This window comes from Paenibacillus sp. JNU01, assembly GCF_059130585.1.
The window spans coordinates 3999511-4012442 of record NZ_CP169723.1 but is presented as its reverse complement, the minus strand read 5'-3'; the positions used below and the strand labels follow the sequence as shown (position 1 = coordinate 4012442).

Sequence of the window (12932 nt, the reverse complement as noted above, 5' to 3'; positions counted from 1 at the left end):
TGAACGGTTAGAAGTATTTTGTTTTCATTATAAGGGGGTAAACGGGAATGGCTTTTGATGGCGGCAGTTATGATGTAATCGTCGTTGGTGCAGGGCATGCTGGTGTGGAATCCGCACTGGCCGCAGCTCGTATGGGGTCCAAAACACTAATGATTACGATCAATCTGGATATGGTGGCCTTTATGCCTTGTAACCCATCCATTGGGGGACCGGCGAAAGGACATGTCGTTCGTGAGATTGATGCTCTTGGTGGAGAAATGGGACGAAATATTGATAAGACCTTTATTCAGATGCGGATGCTTAACACAGGTAAAGGGCCTGCTGTTCACGCGCTTCGTGCTCAGGCAGATAAATTCTCCTACCAACATAAAATGAAGGAAACAATGGAGAATGAACGTAATCTGACGATGCGTCAAGGTATGGTTGATCGCCTGATCGTTGAAGACGGAAAATGTGTAGGCGTCGTGACCCAGACGGGAACAGAGTATCGGGCCAAAGCAGTCGTTCTGACGACAGGCACATACTTGCGCGGCAAAGTGATCATGGGTGAGCTGATGTATGAGAGTGGACCGAACAATCAACAACCATCTCTTAAATTGTCAGAGCATCTGCGTGAACTGGGCTTTGATCTGGTTCGTTTCAAAACAGGTACACCACCACGTGTGCATAAGGATACGATTGATTTTAGCAAAACCGAAATTCAGCCTGGCGATGATGAGCCGAAGTTCTTTTCCTATGAAACAGAATCTTCCGATAATGAGCAGCTGCCTTGCTGGTTGACGTATACATCTGTGGAAACACATCAGATTATTAATGATAATCTGCATCGCGCACCGATGTTTTCGGGGGTAATTGAAGGGACTGGACCGCGTTATTGTCCATCCATTGAGGATAAAATTGTTCGGTTTAGTGACAAGCCTAAACATCAGATTTTCCTCGAGCCGGAAGGCAAAAATACATCCGAGTATTATGTGCAGGGACTATCTACAAGTCTGCCGGAAGATGTTCAACTTGCGGTTCTGCGCTCCATTCCAGGTATGGAAAAAGTGGAAATGATGCGTAACGGTTATGCGATTGAATATGATGCGATGGTACCTACACAATTGTGGCCATCACTTGAAACCAAACGTCTGCCAGGTCTGTTCACAGCAGGTCAGATTAATGGTACATCCGGTTATGAAGAAGCGGCTGGACAAGGCGTTATGGCTGGCATTAATGCAGCACGCAAAGTACAAGATAAAGAGCCGATTGTGCTTGATCGCTCCCAAGGATATATTGGCGTGCTGATTGATGATCTGGTAACGAAGGGTACGAATGAACCGTATCGTCTGTTGACTTCGCGTGCTGAATATCGTCTGCTGCTTCGTCATGATAATGCAGATATGCGCTTGACGGAAATTGGACATGACATTGGTCTGATCCCAGATGATCGTTATGCGAAATTCCTGGATAAAAAGGCGAAAGTCGAGCAGGAAGTCGCACGTCTGAAAGTGGCTAAAGCTCGCCCGGTTGAAGTGAACGCGAAGTTAGAAGAGTACGGATCTACACCTATTCAGGATGGCAGTACGTTGCTTACCTTGCTACGTCGCCCGGAACTGGGGTATGAACTGATTGAACAACTCTCACCATCTGAGGTAGAACTGACAGCAGATATGAAAGAACAAGTCGAAATACAAATTAAATATGCGGGTTATATTGAGAAACAATTGATCCACGTGGAACGTTTGCAAAAGATGGAGAAAAAGAAAATTCCGGACACCATCGTATATGATGAGATTCATGGTCTTGCTATGGAAGCCAAGCAGAAGCTCGCTATGATTCGTCCAATCTCGATTGGTCAGGCTTCTCGTATTGCTGGAGTTACTCCTGCCGACATCTCCATTCTGCTGGTCTACCTGGAGCATTATAACCGTGTAACCGCAGCAAGGGGACAATAATGGACGATATTCAACAGCAACTGCAGCGGCGCTTAAAGAAACATGGATTAGAGCTGGGAGAACTCCAGTTGGAGCAATTCGAGTTGTATTATCAGGAATTGGTATCCTGGAATGAAAAGATGAATCTGACTGGAATCACGGATCGTGAGCAAGTGTATACCAAGCATTTCTATGATTCAGTATCACTGGCTTTTTATACTGACATGACCAAAGTGAATAAGCTGGCTGACATTGGTTCTGGAGCAGGTTTTCCTGGATTGCCACTGAAAATCTGTTTCCCGCACATTAAGCTTACGATCATTGATTCGTTGAATAAACGGATTGGCTTTCTACAGCATGTGGTAGATATCCTTGGCCTGACAGACGTGGAGTTGGTTCATGGACGTGCTGAAGAGATTGGACGCAAAGAAGGATATCGTGACAGCTACGATCTCGTTACGGCGCGTGCGGTAGCCAAGCTGGCTGTGCTGAATGAATTCTGTCTTCCTTTTGTTCGTAAAAGTGGAATATTCGCTGCAATGAAGGGCGGAGACCCGCGTGAGGAAATGAAAGAGGCGGAATTCAGCTTCAATCAGCTGAAAGGACGGGTTAAGGCTGTTCATCCATTTCAGCTACCGGTTGAAGAATCAGAGCGTCATATCATCCTGATTCAGAAATTTGATAAGACACCATATAAGTATCCACGCAAACCAGGCACTCCAATGAAGACGCCACTGGTATAGTATTGTGATGGCTGTGTAATCAGTCATAACTAAATAGATTGTAAACACGTATTAAGAGGATGTTTCACGTGAAACATCTTCTTTTTTTGTTTTTAAAAGGAAAGGTTTAGTTAACATCACAGACAAGGCATTTTACATATTTCCAAAAGAACCTCTCATGATAAACTTCGTGTAAATTAGCTCATAAACATTTTCGCTAATTGAATATGTGCCAGTGGTCATATTTCCAATATTCACAAAGAAAAAGCAGGAAAATTAGCAGAGTTTAAAGAATAGGTAAGCATAGGATTATGATAGAAAAGATGATAGAATAGAAGTATCCGATCCTGGGTCACAGTGATCATAGATTATATGTATAGATAGATGGATATGCGTCCGATGTTGCATGACAGAAAGCATTATGAAAGGCAAAACTTATTCCAAGAACGATGCAATTGAAGGGTCGCTTATTGAATAAGAAGCACCTGCAAAGACTGTGGGAGCTATTACGAAACTAGGTGGTAATCTGCGGAATGAAAGAACAATTTTCGAAGTTGTTTGGTTTGGCGGAGCGCAATAACGGAGATGAGATCAAACAGATTCCGGTTAATGAAATTGTGAGCAGCCCATATCAACCCCGTACTATTTTTGATGATGATAAAATTGATGAGTTGTTGCAGACGATCAAAACACATGGCGTCATTCAGCCTATTGTCGTTCGCGTGCGAAATGGATCATATGAGATTATTGCCGGGGAACGTCGCTGGCGTGCAGTTCGAAAACTGGGTTTGGATACGATTCCTGCTATTGTGCGTGAATTCAACGATTCTCAGGCCGCATCCATTGCACTGATTGAGAACCTGCAACGTGAAGGATTGACTTCAATTGAAGAAGCCGTCGCTTATCAGAAGCTGATCGACTTGCATCAGCTGACACAGGAAAGTCTTGCGCAACGACTCGGCAAAAGCCAGTCAACCATTGCCAACAAAATCCGGTTGTTACAGCTACCGGATGGCATTAAGGCTGCATTGATGGAACGCAAAATTTCTGAACGTCATGCAAGAGCATTACTTTCTCTCGATACGGAAGAACTGCAGATGAAGTTGCTCGGTGAGATTATTGAGAAAGAATTGAACGTGAAACAGACAGAGGCACGTGTTGCCTTTTATAAGGAATCTTCCAAGATCAAAAAATCCAAACGTATTTCCTTTACCAAGGACGTTAGACTTGCACTGAATACGATTCGCCAATCCATTGATATGGTAACTGGCTCTGGTCTGGATATCAAAACAAAAGAAGCAGACCATGAGGATCATTATGAGATCGTTATCCATATTCCCAAACGTAAATAATTGAAGCTTATGGCGGCAATGGGCCGCTTTTTATGTCTATAAAGCAAGCCAGGTCTGACATTTTAAAGGTCGGTATAGTGATGGAACGGTAGTTGTTGTTTGTGTGGACGATAGCCACCTGCTTTTTGTTAACAATATCTCACAACCTACAAGAAAAGACTCCTATTTTATTTGAGGTGAAGTAATTGTCTAAGATTATGGCCGTAGCAAATCAAAAGGGCGGTGTGGGGAAAACGACGACATCTGTTAACTTGGGTGCAGGACTGGCTTCACTCGGGAAAAGAGTATTGCTTGTCGATATTGACCCTCAGGGGAATACAACCAGCGGAGTTGGAATCAATAAAGCAGATGTGGCTAATTGTATATATGATGTCATCATTAATGAGGTCCCTCCTCAAGAAGCGATTGTGGAGACTCAGATTGAAGGTCTTCATATCATACCTGCAACGATTCAGCTTGCCGGAGCCGAGATTGAATTGGTGTCCACGATATCACGGGAAGTTCGCCTGAAAAAATCACTCGCCATGGTGAAAAAAAACTATGATTACATACTGATCGATTGTCCACCATCCCTTGGCATGTTAACGATCAATTCGTTAACCGCTTCCGATTCGGTGATCATTCCGATCCAGTGTGAGTACTATGCACTTGAAGGATTAAGTCAATTGCTTAATACGGTTCGTTTGGTACAAAAACATCTGAATACATCCCTGCAGATTGAAGGGGTATTGCTAACGATGTTTGATGCACGGACCAATCTGGGGATACAGGTTATTGAAGAAGTGAAAAAGTATTTTCAACAAAAAGTATATCAAACGATTATTCCGCGTAACGTACGGCTTAGTGAAGCGCCATCTCATGGTCAATCCATTATTACGTATGATCCTCGTTCCAGAGGGGCGGAAGTGTATCTAGAGCTCGCAAAGGAAGTGATTTCTTATGAGTAAGCGGCTTGGAAAAGGTCTTGATGCCCTCATTCCTTCGCTTTCAATTAATGACGATGATAAAGTCGTAGAAATCCCGATTAGTCAACTGCGGGCTAACCCCTATCAACCACGTAAAGTATTTGATGAGGGCGCAATCCATGAACTGGCGGAGTCCATTCGTCAGCATGGTGTCATACAACCTATTATAGTTCGTCCTGTATTAAGAGGTTATGAGATTATTGCTGGAGAGCGACGGTTCAGAGCATCACAATATTGTGGTAATGCCACTGTACCGGCCGTAGTCCGCAACTTCAGTGACCAGCAGGTAATGGAGATTGCTTTGATCGAGAACCTGCAACGGGAGAATCTGAATGCGATGGAAGTTGCAGTTGCTTATCAGGGGTTGATGGATCAATTCGCGTTGACTCAGGAAGAGTTATCTGTAAAAGTAGGTAAATCACGTTCTCACATCGCTAACTTCTTGCGTCTGTTATCCTTGCCGGAAGAAGTGAAGGACCATGTTTCACGTGGAACATTATCCATGGGACATGCACGTGCCATCGTGGGTATTAAAGATGAGGTTGTAGTGAAGCAACTTGCCAAACAAACCATTGATCAGCAATGGAGTGTACGTGAGTTGGAGGAAGCTGTTCAACAACTGGATCGTTCCAAAACAGGTGAGGCTAAAGCCAAGTCGAAGTTGAAAAAGAAAGATCCATTTATTGATACGTTGGAAGAATCTCTGCGTGAACGTTTCAAAACAACAGTGAAAATCAAGCACAATAAAGATAAAGGTAAAATTGAGCTCAACTACTACAGTCAACAGGATCTGGAACGGCTATTGGAATTGTTACAATAACAGTCGGTCCAAGATTCATTAACAACATGCGGGGCTTACTCATGTCATGACATATCGCCTCTGTACCATGGAGAAACGATATGTCATTCTTTGTTTACAGGGTCATATACGTAGTACGTGTAGGCGAATTATTAATTTTAGGGACAGAGGTGGTTGTGAGGTGGAAGGAATTATCTATCTGGATCATGCAGCAACATCTTGGCCCAAACCACCTGCTGTCGGTGATTCGATGCTGAATGCCATGGAGATTGCAGGGGCTAATCCGGGCAGAGGAAGCCACCGAATGGCTGTTCAAGCAAGTCGTGTACTGTTCGAGGCGAGAAAATCCGTATCTGATATTTTTGGAATCAAAAATGCGAATGATATTGCCTTCGGATCAAATACGACAGAAGCCTTGAATCTGGCTATTCAAGGTTCGCTCCAGGAAGGCGATCATGTGATTGCCACCATGGCTGAACATAACTCAGTTAGACGTCCACTGGAGTACATGCGCAGACTCCGAAATGTGGAGATTGATTATGTACCTGTTGATGCTTCAGGAGCCATTGATCTGATGCAAATGGAACGTATGTTTCGTTCTAATACTAGATTGGTGGTATGTACACATAGTTCGAATCTGCTTGGCAGTATTCTTCCTATTGGAGAAATTTCGCTTCTGTGTCGTAAACATCGGGCGATTTTATTGGTAGATGCGGCGCAGAGTGCTGGGGTTATGCCTGTGAATGTACAACAACTGGGCATTGATATGTTGGCTTTTCCAGGGCATAAGGGACTGCTTGGTCCTCAGGGTACAGGAGGCTTATACATTGCTCCTGAGCTCGATATAGAGCCTTTGCTTCATGGGGGCACAGGAAGTCAATCAGAAGCTCTGGAGCAGCCCAAAGTGCGTCCTGATCGGTATGAAGCGGGGACACCCAATACAGTCGGGATCGCAGGGTTGAATGCGGGCGTGAAGCACGTACTGGAAATGACACCAACGTTTATCTACCAGCATGAGTGGGAACTGACCCAACATATGATGGACGGTTTGTCATCGGTTAAGGGTATTCGCATGCTTGGTCCAGAGATTGGACAGCCACGTACTGGATTGGTATCTTTTACTATGGATGGGTATGATTCAGCACAACTCGCCTTCCGATTAGATCGGAATTACGGGATTGCGGTTCGCTCCGGTTTTCATTGCACACCGCTTGCACATGAATCTGCTGGTACAACCGCTACCGGAGCAGTAAGGGCAAGTGTGGGATACAATTCAACTCGAGAAGATGTGGATGCGCTCGTTAAGGCAGTGTTGGAATTGACGGGGGCAGACTAGATTATAGTTGAAATGTTGAACTCATTTGGTAGTGTGCTGCTGTGTGATTAAGCTTAGGGATATCGGGTTGATTTATAATAAATGATAATATTACAGACAGACGTTAATCTGATCAAAAATATAGAGGGGTAGTTGCACTTACATGGCTGAATTAAACGAGCTGATTCTGGAACAGCTGTTATGGATTATTGGCGGAATGGCATTACTTACGGTGATCTTGCTGATTGTGAGTATTGCTCAAGGAGCAAAGTTACGAAAGTTTAAACGTAAATATGAAGCCATGATGGCTGGCAGTGGAGTAGAGGACCTGGAGTCATTGCTGATTAATCTGAAAATTCAGATGGACAGCATTGAGGATGAACACAAACTGCAAACGAATCAGCTGCAAGTTGTCATGCAAAAGCTGACCCGCATTCAAGGTAAAGTTGGCGTGAAAAGATACAATGCCTATGGAGAGCATGGCAGTGATCTGAGCTTCTCCATGGCTATGATTAACGACAGTCAGGATGGCATGATCCTTACGGGGATATATAACCGTGACGGTTCTTATGTATATGCAAAACCTCTTAAAGGGGGAGAGTCCGCGTATACTCTGTCCCCAGAGGAAAAGGAAGCTATTACTCTGGCACAGCAAGCAGAGTAGAACGTGTATGCCATTCCCGGATGGCCGAATACAGACTGCTGGATATAATCTCGGACATGCGCATAACGAGACTGAGCCGTGTGTTCTGTAGAACAAAGTATTCCATAAAGCCGCCGACGTTAACGATACCTGTCAGATGGATATCGCCGACCGGCGGTAATTCTTTATTTACTCCCGCACCTGGTTTGAGTGGGCCATTGACGACTTGAATGCATCCTACACTGGATGATTGTCCTAGACAGGCATCAATGCCAATCACATAAGGGTTATGGTGTGTTTTTTGTATATTGTGAAGTGTATCCTGCAGGTTCATCGCATGGACGGGTTCATCCAAGGTACCATAGAGATGGAATAAAGGGCTGTCCCACTTGGAAAGGGCTGATCCGACCAGAGGACCAAGGCAGTCGCCTGTTGAGCGATCAGTGCCGATGCAGACGATCACTACATTTTGCAGAGAATGGGCTTTATAGAGATGGAACATCAACCGATGGGTAATGGCGGAGTGAATGCCTGGATCGGTATGGGGGATTTTTAAACTGGTCATGTCTTGTGATGAAAAGGAACGCGAAGTAGGATTCATAGGATCTATCCTTTCCCTTGGAATAGTAGTAACAGTATATGGAAAGGTAGAGCGTTTTATACTTCACGAGGACAAGCTTTTTCTCCAAGGTTAAACGTATGGCGAAAGGAGCCAGACATGGACGAATGGATTAACGACTGGATGCTGATTGCATTTGATTCAACCCAGCAGGCCCTGCGTGCTGAAATGCTGCTGGAGTTTGCGGAGATAGAGATTGATTTGTTCCCTACGCCAAAAGAAATTACAGCAGGGTGCGCGCTGTGTATCCAGTTTCCAAAAGAGGATCTGGAGCGAGTGCAAAAGATCATTCGTAACGAGTTCGTAGAGATCCGGGGCCTCTATTTCAAAACAGAAGACAGCTATGATAACATACCGATGTAGAGGAGGCATGCTGGATGTTGCCATTTCAATTTGCTCAAGAGGACAATAGTGGCACCACTGGTGCTTTGAGTGAAGCCCTTCGTTGGACGGATAAAGTCTGGAACAGAATTGCAGATCCCGATATGTGGCTTAACATTATGTTCAGCTCCATTCGGATCATCATTATTTTTATCATCACCCGTATTGTCATTAGGGTGGTATATCGCATTATAGATCGTTCTATGGAACGCAAGCAGGAAGGCAAGATTCGCGTAAATCCGCGCAGATTCGTAACTGTAGGGGAACTGTTGAAAAATGCGACCTCCATAACATGTAATTTTATTATGATTCTGCTACTGTTATCTGAGATCAATATCCAAGTTGGACCGCTACTCGCGAGTGCAGGTGTGCTGGGGCTTGCCATTGGTTTCGGTGCACAGGGTCTGGTCAAGGATGTGATTACGGGTTTCTTCATTATATTGGAGGACCAGTTCGCTGTGGGGGATGTTATACAGACGGGAACCTACAAGGGAACGGTTGAGGTGATCGGACTTAGAACAACCAAACTGGTCAGCTGGCAAGGTGAGGTTCACATTATCCCGAACGGGACGATTGCAAGTGTAACGAACTACTCCATGTCGAATTCGCTGGCTGTAGTGGATATTCCGATGAAGGCGGACTTAACTCTCGATGAGTCGGTACATCTGGTAAAGAAATCTTTGGTCGGAATCGAAGAGCGTGACCTAAATATTGTGAAGGTGCCGGATGTGCTCGGTATACAGTCGATGTCCACATCAGAGTATGTGGTGCGAATTGTGGCTGAATGTATGCCTAACTCTCGTGCTTCTGTGGAACGTCAGATTCAGGGCGATGTGAAAAAAACGCTGGAGTATCGTGAGATGAGTCATCAAGCAGCATTGGAACAGGCAGCAGCTTTGGATAAAGATGAGGGGGATGGCACAGGTGGAGCGTAAAAGTTTCCAGCTTGGGGATATCGTGCAGATGAAGAAGCAGCATCCCTGTGGCAGTAATGAAATGGAGATCATTCGTATGGGTATGGATATTCGGATCAAGTGTGTCGGTTGCAAACATAGCGTATTGATTCCAAGAGCAAAATTCGAGAAAAACATGAAGAAAGTACTGCGCTCAGCCGAAGAGTCCACTGAATCATGACCTTGAAAATAATAGGGGCAGGGTGCTCAAAATAACGTTTACATGCAGGCCCCGCATGAGTGTTGCGTTCTGTAAATGATCATGCTATAATCAATATTGCTGCGGAAAGGTACCCAAGAGGCCCAAGGGGGCTGACTCGAAATCAGTTAGGCGTGTCACAGCGTGCGTGGGTTCGAATCCCACCCTTTCCGCCACTTCATTTACAATTTACTCAATACACATTGAGTTTTATAAAAAAGATCGTTAATAAGACTTCCCATTAGGGAAGTCTTTTTTGGTATAACGTTTTATCGAATATGTATTGAACACGTATCCATATCAGATACATCAACAATGATTAAAGTCGAAAAATAAAGAGCCCCGAAGGGCTCTTTATCCGGCGGTGCATTTGTTTGTTAGGAAACAATCGGTCGTAACAATCAGAAACTTGGTGTACTGCACGTAGCAATACGCGTGCTTCAGACGAAGGGCCTTACAACACATAACCACTTGCTTCTTAAATTACGTGATGAATCTCCAACAGCGAATGATCGGCTTCGTTGTCCAACGGAACCACACCTCTCTCGTGCACCGCCTAATTGTATTATGTGCTTTATTCCGTATTGTATACATGGATTGTGAAAAAAGTATTGCGATTAATGGACGCGGGCTTTGGTCAGCTTCTTCCACTTACGATTTTGATTGCTTGTTTCGGGAAATGCTTCACCTTTTTGCAGTGTAACCCGCTTTGGATTCTGAATTTCCGTGACAAAGCTTTTTTCCCCAACTTCCGTGTACTCTCCATCGTTTGGGGCTTTGTCTCCTGGTTCAAACTCGGTTTTTTCACCCATGATAAAACCTCCTCTGCAGATTATGTTACTTTGTTGCTTTTGTAGTGTGCTCCATAGCCGGGCTGATCATGTGCCAATATGTACAGGGAACGTTTGCTTGCACTTTGACTCGGTATTTGTTATATTAATATAGTTCGAGTTTGTGCTCGTTCCTTGCTCTCAACCTGGATTGAGGGCCAGAGTCCATAAGGAGGTGAAAATTATGCGCAAATATGAAGTGATGTACATTATTCGTCCTGACATTGAGCAAGAAGTTGTTCAAGCTACAGTCGATAAATTCCAAGGCATCATCTCCAACGGCGGTGGTGAAGTTACAGCTCACGACGTTATGGGTAAACGCCGTCTTGCGTATGAGATCAAGAAATTCCGTGATGGTTTTTATGTTCTGGTACATTTCACTGCTGAACCAGCAGTTGTAACTGAACTTGAGCGTCTCATGAAGATTTCTGACGAAGTAATTCGTTATCTCATTACCAACGACGTTAAGTCTGCTTAAGACAACTCGTGATTAACGCACCAATACGCTCTGAAGGAGGGGATTACATTGTTGAACCGTGTCATTCTGATCGGACGGTTAACCCGGGATCCTGAGTTGCGTTACACTCCAGCAGGAGTAGCAGTTACGCAATTTACTTTGGCAGTGGACAGACCGTTTACAAGCCAAGGAGGAGAAAGGGAAGCCGATTTCATTCCGGTCGTAACCTGGAGACAGCTTGCCGAGACCTGTGCAAACTATTTGCGCAAAGGACGCCTGGCTGCAGTCGAAGGACGCATTCAAGTACGGAACTACGAGAATAACGAAGGAAAACGTGTATACGTGACCGAAGTTATTGCTGATAATGTTCGTTTCTTGGAGTCAGCTAACCGTGATAATAGCGGTGGCGGCGGTGGGCAACCAATGCGTGAAGAGCCTTCTTATGGAGGCGGCGGACGCGCGAACAATAACAATAATTCGCGTAGCAACAATCAGGATCCTTTTTCTGATGACGGAAAACCGATTGATATATCGGATGATGATTTGCCATTTTAACATGAGCTGATACTCTTCGGAGATATGGGTTACATGATAGGAAAGGACTGAAAAGCATGGGCTTCAAGCAAAGAGAAGGCGGAGACAACGATAAAAGACCGGCACGTCGTGGCGGCCGTAATAAACGTCGTAAAGTGTGCTTCTTCACAGCTAACAAAATTACTCACATCGATTATAAAGATACGGACTTGCTTCGTAAATTTATCAGCGAACGTGGAAAAATTTTGCCACGCCGTGTAACAGGTACTAGCGCTAAATATCAACGCATGCTGACGATTGCAATCAAACGCTCCCGTCAAATCGCATTATTGCCATACACAACTGAGTAGTATATACTCAGCTTGCATACGAAGCAGTCGGCTCATAGCCGGCTGCTTTTTTGTATTTATACAATAAAATAACATGCTCACTCTGGCTAATCTGAGATTCCAAAACTATGGTGATAGAAGCATTTAAGGCTCAAATGAATTATAATAGAGTCTAATCTACTGAAAAGGCTCAGTTCGCAGAAATAGCTATATTTCAGAATAATCACCAGGAGTGGATATGAATACATCAAAGCGTAGAGGCAAACAGAGAAAAAAGAGAAGTCTGAAAACCTGGATTCTAGCAACTCTTTTACTTTCCATTATATATGTATGGTTACAGCAAAAAGGTGATATAGATAGCATGTGGCCCGGGACAACGATTCAAGAGGTTGTACCGATCACAGGCCTTCATCCTGTGGTAGCAGAGAATGAGAAATTATTGGTACGGAAGGCAGCGAGACGAGGAATAGAGATGGTTATTACCCACGGCTACCGAAGTTCTGAGGAGCAAGACGCACTATTCAACCAAGGACGCTCAAGTGCAGGTAATATCGTTACGAATGCGCGTGGTGGTGAGTCATATCATAACTATGGATTAGCTATTGATTTTGCATTGAGGACGCCTGAGGGTGATGTGGTGTGGGATATGGAGCGAGATGATAACGGGAATGGCAAGGCAGACTGGATGGAAGTTGTAGATCTCGCCAAAGAGTTAGGTTTCACTTGGGGTGGAGACTGGGCTAACTTTCCGGACTATCCTCACTTACAGATGGATTTTGGCTTGAGTATCAATGAGTTAAAACGTGGTAAAAGGCCTCCTGAAACTTCCTAAAACAATTGTTTATATACAATGAAATGAATAAATATTAACTAAGCACTGCATTTTGCAGGGCTTTTTTCTTTCTTTTGTAAAATAAA

General features: G+C 44.3%; 16 protein-coding genes and 1 tRNA gene. 15 read left to right on the top strand and 2 right to left on the bottom strand.

The genetic code is table 11. The features are described 5' to 3' along the window. Positions 1–47: 47 nt before the first annotated feature. The 7 genes from mnmG (at position 48) to NLBNIHML_RS17345 (ending at position 7733) form a co-directional block, all read left to right on the top strand. Positions 48–1937, top strand: coding sequence for a tRNA uridine-5-carboxymethylaminomethyl(34) synthesis enzyme MnmG (gene mnmG, locus NLBNIHML_RS17375; protein WP_339258141.1), 1890 nt, complete (start codon positions 48–50; stop codon positions 1935–1937). Then, positions 1937–2659, top strand: a complete 723-nt coding sequence (rsmG, locus tag NLBNIHML_RS17370; protein ID WP_062836523.1) for a 16S rRNA (guanine(527)-N(7))-methyltransferase RsmG — start codon at positions 1937–1939, stop codon at positions 2657–2659. The genes mnmG and rsmG overlap by 1 nt, the downstream gene beginning before the upstream one ends. 512 nt (positions 2660–3171) lie before the next feature. Continuing rightward, on the top strand, positions 3172–3990 hold the full coding sequence (gene noc, locus NLBNIHML_RS17365; RefSeq protein ID WP_253442288.1) for a nucleoid occlusion protein: 819 nt from the start codon (positions 3172–3174) through the stop codon (positions 3988–3990). Between the two features lie 185 nt (positions 3991–4175). Beyond that, a complete protein-coding gene (locus NLBNIHML_RS17360) occupies positions 4176–4937 on the top strand; it encodes a ParA family protein (protein ID WP_024629525.1) in 762 nt (253 codons plus the stop codon). Next, on the top strand, positions 4930–5775 hold the full coding sequence (locus tag NLBNIHML_RS17355) for a ParB/RepB/Spo0J family partition protein (RefSeq protein ID WP_339238899.1): 846 nt from the start codon (positions 4930–4932) through the stop codon (positions 5773–5775). Before NLBNIHML_RS17360 ends, NLBNIHML_RS17355 begins: the two co-directional genes overlap by 8 nt. A gap of 160 nt (positions 5776–5935) precedes the next feature. Further along, complete coding sequence (locus tag NLBNIHML_RS17350) at positions 5936–7090, top strand: aminotransferase class V-fold PLP-dependent enzyme (RefSeq protein ID WP_494352424.1); 1155 nt, start codon at positions 5936–5938, stop codon at positions 7088–7090. A 142-nt stretch (positions 7091–7232) separates the two neighbouring features. Further along, the gene (locus NLBNIHML_RS17345; protein ID WP_062836527.1) at positions 7233–7733 is read left to right on the top strand and encodes a DUF4446 family protein; all 501 of its coding nucleotides are present in this window, start codon (positions 7233–7235) and stop codon (positions 7731–7733) included. On the opposite strand, the gene yyaC is transcribed toward NLBNIHML_RS17345, so the two are convergent. Further along, positions 7708–8313: a spore protease YyaC gene (gene yyaC, locus NLBNIHML_RS17340; RefSeq protein WP_036611957.1), complete on the bottom strand. Its 606-nt coding sequence runs from the start codon at positions 8311–8313 to the stop codon at positions 7708–7710. The genes NLBNIHML_RS17345 and yyaC overlap by 26 nt on opposite strands. 117 nt (positions 8314–8430) lie before the next feature. On the opposite strand from yyaC, the gene NLBNIHML_RS17335 reads away from it, so the two are divergent. The 4 genes from NLBNIHML_RS17335 (at position 8431) to NLBNIHML_RS17320 (ending at position 10040) form a co-directional block, all read left to right on the top strand. Further along, positions 8431–8694 (top strand): putative Se/S carrier protein, encoded by a 264-nt coding sequence (locus tag NLBNIHML_RS17335; protein ID WP_017691427.1) that lies wholly within the window; start codon positions 8431–8433, stop codon positions 8692–8694. A 14-nt stretch (positions 8695–8708) separates the two neighbouring features. Further along, positions 8709–9647: a mechanosensitive ion channel family protein gene (locus tag NLBNIHML_RS17330; protein WP_472475402.1), complete on the top strand. Its 939-nt coding sequence runs from the start codon at positions 8709–8711 to the stop codon at positions 9645–9647. Further along, complete coding sequence (locus NLBNIHML_RS17325; RefSeq protein ID WP_339238893.1) at positions 9637–9846, top strand: DUF951 domain-containing protein; 210 nt, start codon at positions 9637–9639, stop codon at positions 9844–9846. Before NLBNIHML_RS17330 ends, NLBNIHML_RS17325 begins: the two co-directional genes overlap by 11 nt. 103 nt (positions 9847–9949) lie before the next feature. Next, positions 9950–10040: transfer RNA gene (locus NLBNIHML_RS17320), tRNA-Ser, on the top strand. A gap of 441 nt (positions 10041–10481) precedes the next feature. On the opposite strand, the gene NLBNIHML_RS17315 is transcribed toward NLBNIHML_RS17320, so the two are convergent. After that, the gene (locus NLBNIHML_RS17315; RefSeq protein ID WP_036611947.1) at positions 10482–10676 is read right to left on the bottom strand and encodes a YjzC family protein; all 195 of its coding nucleotides are present in this window, start codon (positions 10674–10676) and stop codon (positions 10482–10484) included. Positions 10677–10878: 202 nt separating this feature from the next. Here NLBNIHML_RS17315 and rpsF point away from each other — a divergent pair, with 202 nt between their 5' ends. The 4 genes from rpsF to NLBNIHML_RS17295 all read left to right on the top strand — a co-directional run bounded on the left by rpsF (position 10879) and on the right by NLBNIHML_RS17295 (position 12846). Beyond that, positions 10879–11172: a 30S ribosomal protein S6 gene (gene rpsF, locus NLBNIHML_RS17310; RefSeq protein ID WP_036611944.1), complete on the top strand. Its 294-nt coding sequence runs from the start codon at positions 10879–10881 to the stop codon at positions 11170–11172. A 48-nt stretch (positions 11173–11220) separates the two neighbouring features. Continuing rightward, positions 11221–11706, top strand: coding sequence for a single-stranded DNA-binding protein (gene ssb, locus NLBNIHML_RS17305; RefSeq protein WP_307218987.1), 486 nt, complete (start codon positions 11221–11223; stop codon positions 11704–11706). A gap of 56 nt (positions 11707–11762) precedes the next feature. Then, on the top strand, positions 11763–12035 hold the full coding sequence (gene rpsR / locus NLBNIHML_RS17300) for a 30S ribosomal protein S18 (protein WP_017691433.1): 273 nt from the start codon (positions 11763–11765) through the stop codon (positions 12033–12035). A 217-nt stretch (positions 12036–12252) separates the two neighbouring features. Then, a complete protein-coding gene (locus tag NLBNIHML_RS17295; protein ID WP_494352423.1) occupies positions 12253–12846 on the top strand; it encodes a M15 family metallopeptidase in 594 nt (197 codons plus the stop codon). Positions 12847–12932 lie beyond the last annotated feature (86 nt).

Excerpts from the sequence above, each read along its gene's own strand:
- mnmG (WP_339258141.1), top strand. The coding sequence starts at position 48 with ATGGCTTTTGATGGCGGCAGTTATGATGTAATCGTCGTTGGTGCAGGG.
- rsmG (WP_062836523.1), top strand. The coding sequence starts at position 1,937 with ATGGACGATATTCAACAGCAACTGCAGCGGCGCTTAAAGAAACATGGA.
- noc (WP_253442288.1), top strand. The coding sequence starts at position 3,172 with ATGAAAGAACAATTTTCGAAGTTGTTTGGTTTGGCGGAGCGCAATAAC.
- NLBNIHML_RS17355 (WP_339238899.1), top strand. The coding sequence starts at position 4,930 with ATGAGTAAGCGGCTTGGAAAAGGTCTTGATGCCCTCATTCCTTCGCTT.
- NLBNIHML_RS17345 (WP_062836527.1), top strand. The coding sequence starts at position 7,233 with ATGGCTGAATTAAACGAGCTGATTCTGGAACAGCTGTTATGGATTATT.
- yyaC (WP_036611957.1), bottom strand. The coding sequence starts at position 8,313 with ATGAATCCTACTTCGCGTTCCTTTTCATCACAAGACATGACCAGTTTA.
- NLBNIHML_RS17335 (WP_017691427.1), top strand. The coding sequence starts at position 8,431 with ATGGACGAATGGATTAACGACTGGATGCTGATTGCATTTGATTCAACC.
- NLBNIHML_RS17330 (WP_472475402.1), top strand. The coding sequence starts at position 8,709 with ATGTTGCCATTTCAATTTGCTCAAGAGGACAATAGTGGCACCACTGGT.
- NLBNIHML_RS17315 (WP_036611947.1), bottom strand. The coding sequence starts at position 10,676 with ATGGGTGAAAAAACCGAGTTTGAACCAGGAGACAAAGCCCCAAACGAT.
- rpsF (WP_036611944.1), top strand. The coding sequence starts at position 10,879 with ATGCGCAAATATGAAGTGATGTACATTATTCGTCCTGACATTGAGCAA.
- rpsR (WP_017691433.1), top strand. The coding sequence starts at position 11,763 with ATGGGCTTCAAGCAAAGAGAAGGCGGAGACAACGATAAAAGACCGGCA.
- NLBNIHML_RS17295 (WP_494352423.1), top strand. The coding sequence starts at position 12,253 with ATGAATACATCAAAGCGTAGAGGCAAACAGAGAAAAAAGAGAAGTCTG.